General features: G+C 60.4%; 4 protein-coding genes. All 4 read left to right on the top strand.

Going from position 1 to position 2,561, the window contains the following annotated elements; genetic code table 11:
* Positions 1-837: YedE family putative selenium transporter (gene yedE, locus ACESMW_RS18995; protein WP_372988523.1), on the top strand; the 837-nt coding region annotated here is incomplete at its 5' end.
* A gap of 11 nt (positions 838-848) precedes the next feature.
* On the top strand, positions 849-1,067 hold the full coding sequence (locus tag ACESMW_RS18990; RefSeq protein WP_372988522.1) for a sulfurtransferase TusA family protein: 219 nt from the start codon (positions 849-851) through the stop codon (positions 1,065-1,067).
* Between the two features lie 62 nt (positions 1,068-1,129).
* Positions 1,130-1,612 carry a DUF3343 domain-containing protein gene (locus ACESMW_RS18985; protein ID WP_372988521.1) on the top strand — a complete coding sequence of 161 codons (483 nt, stop codon included), beginning with the start codon at positions 1,130-1,132 and terminating at the stop codon, positions 1,610-1,612.
* Positions 1,600-2,478 (top strand): NAD(P)H-hydrate dehydratase, encoded by an 879-nt coding sequence (locus ACESMW_RS18980; RefSeq protein ID WP_372988520.1) that lies wholly within the window; start codon positions 1,600-1,602, stop codon positions 2,476-2,478. Before ACESMW_RS18985 ends, ACESMW_RS18980 begins: the two co-directional genes overlap by 13 nt.
* Positions 2,479-2,561: the final 83 nt, after the last annotated feature.

Genomic DNA, 2,561 nt, shown 5'->3' with positions numbered 1-2,561 from the left:
TTCAAGCCTAATGGGGGTTCGGCTCCGCTGGCGCGTTTCATCTTGGGCATGATAGCCATGATTGGCGCGCTGGTCTTCCTGGGCTGCCCCTGGCGGGTGATACTTCGACTGGCCGGAGGCGACGGCAATGCCCTGTTCGGGCTCCTGGGCCTTGTTACCGGTGTCTGGATAGGCACGCTTTTCTTCAAGAATGGTTTTAATCTGGGGCGAACCCAGTCCCAGTCCATCGGCACGGGGCTGCTCATGCCTCTGCTCATGCTGGGCCTTCTGGCTTTGCGGGTGCTGTTTCCTCCTGTGGCCGGAGAAGCCCAGAGCGGAGTGCTCTGGTACTCCCTCAAGGGTCCCGGGGCGGCCTACGCGCCTCTTCTGCTTTCACTTGGCGCGGGTCTGGGTATCGGTTTTCTGGCCCAGCGCAGCCGGTTTTGCACCATGGGCGCCATTCGCGACGTTCTGCTTTTCAGGCAGTGGTATCTCATGTTCGGCTTTCTTTCGCTTCTGATCACCGCTTTGATCGCCAACGTCATTCTTGGCCAATTCAATCCCGGGTTCGAAGGCCAGCCGGTGGCGCACACCATGTGGTTCTGGAATTTCGCGGGGATGCTTGTGGCCGGTCTGGCATTTGCCTTGGCGGGTGGATGTCCGGGCAGGCAGCTTTTCATGTCCGGCGAAGGCAATAGCGATGCGGGGATCTTCGTATTGGGATCTCTGGCAGGCGCAGGAATCGCCCACAATTTCGGGCTGGCCAGTTCGCCCAATGGTATCGGCCCTTACGGAGTCGAGGCGGTCGTTATCTGCCTGATCGTGCTGATGTTCATCGGGCTCACAAATCGAAAATAGGGGGAGTGAAGATGAAACAGGTAGTTGACGCCAAAGGTTTGTCGTGCCCCCAGCCGGTGCTCATGGCCATGCAGGCCATGCGCGCAAACGGTTCCGGGGAAATCGAGGTGGTCGTGGACAACGAGGCCAGTCGGGAAAACGTTTCTCGTGCCGCGCAGAGTCAAGGCTGGAGCGTGACTGTGGATGAGCTTGAAGGAGGGGAATTCAGATTGTCCCTGGCGAAGTCATGAACTGGCTGCGGGGGCTTCTGTCCCGCAAGGCCCCCCCGGTTCGCGGCCTCTCTGAAAAAGGGATGCTTCTCTATCCGAGCACGGGCGAGGTTATCCGGGCCGAGGAGGCGCTCCGCCAGTCAGGTCTGGAGGTCGCGGTCAAGGGACCGCCTCCGGATTTGCGTCAGGGTTGCGACATGGTCATTGAGTTTTCCCTGATGCAGGAAATGCGTGTGCGGGAGGTGCTGGCAGAGCGGAATCTTCAGCCATTGCGGGTAGCCGTCGCCCAGGATCACCTGCTTGAACCCGTGTCCCTGTTCCAGTCCAAGGAATTGGGGTCGTACCTGATGGTTCGGGCCGCCAACATGAAGATCACCGTGGACCGTCGGGATCGGCGTATCGTCAACGTGTCCGGCGGTGGGTGCCCGGATGTGCCCTATCTGGCCGAGATGCTGGTGGGACAGACCCTCGATGCGGCGCCCGAGCCCCGCTCCTTGGGGCAAACCCTGTGCGGCTATGCGCTGCAACTGGCTTTCGATGAGGCGCGACGTCAATGTCGTGGTTGATTGTCGGCACGGTCCCAAGGGCTGATTTCAGCCTGGCATGGGGACCCTATACGGTTCAGGAACGAGCCATCGAGGTGCTTGGCGTTACCGTTAACGTGGCCAGGGGAACGCCGGCTCTCATGGCAACGGCCTTTGTCGCGGCCCGCGCGCTTGGCATTGATCCGCCCGAAGCGCTGATCATCGGAGACACCGGTTCGGGGGAGGGCAGCCGCAATCTTTACAAGCATCTGGTGGATAATCTTGAGCGGTTTCGGCATGCCGGAGTGACCTTTCACTATCTCATGCCTGATGTCGTCTGGCACAATAAAATTCTGTGGGGTCTGGCAGAGCTCGCCGAGCGCCCTCTGCTGGTGGCTGACGCAGGATTCATGTACGCGGCCAAAATGAGCGGCTATGCCGATCATTACGACCTGTTCACACCGGATGCCGGTGAGATGGCCTTTCTGGCTGATGAGGTCGCGCCCCATCCCTTCTACACGAGGGGATTTCTGCTTCAGGAGGAAGCGATGATTCCGGACCTGATCGATGCAGCCTTTGCCAGCGCCAATGCGGCCCGTCACCTCCTGGTCAAGGGGCAAACTGACTACGTGGTGGACGGCGGACGTATCGTGTCGCGTTTGAGTGAGCCCGATACCCCGGCCATGGAGCCCATCGGCGGCACCGGCGATACCTTGACCGGTCTGGTTACGGCGCTGCTGGCCTCCGGGATGGACATGACCAAAGCGTGCCGGACGGCAGCGCTGGCCAACCGGTACCTGGGTGTTCTGGCCAATCCCACCCCCGCCTTCGGCGTAGCCGAGCTGCTCCCTTTCCTGCCCGAGGCACTGGATCTTGCCGTGCGCGATGCGGAAGTTTGTGATCTTTGACAGATATGGAGGCGCTGGAAAACCAGCTCATCACCGCTCTGTGCATGGATATTCGGAACGTATCGTGCTATAAAGCAAGGCAT

Source organism: Marinobacter sp. (genome assembly GCF_041690455.1).
Classification (GTDB): Bacteria; Pseudomonadota; Gammaproteobacteria; order Pseudomonadales; family Oleiphilaceae; genus Marinobacter.
Note: the sequence above shows the minus strand (reverse complement) of the source record. Positions and strands in the feature narration are given on the sequence as shown.

Coding starts and splice junctions, on each gene's coding strand:
- ACESMW_RS18990 (WP_372988522.1), top strand. CDS start 849: ATGAAACAGGTAGTTGACGCCAAAGGTTTGTCGTGCCCCCAGCCGGTG.
- ACESMW_RS18985 (WP_372988521.1), top strand. CDS start 1,130: ATGCTTCTCTATCCGAGCACGGGCGAGGTTATCCGGGCCGAGGAGGCG.
- ACESMW_RS18980 (WP_372988520.1), top strand. CDS start 1,600: ATGTCGTGGTTGATTGTCGGCACGGTCCCAAGGGCTGATTTCAGCCTG.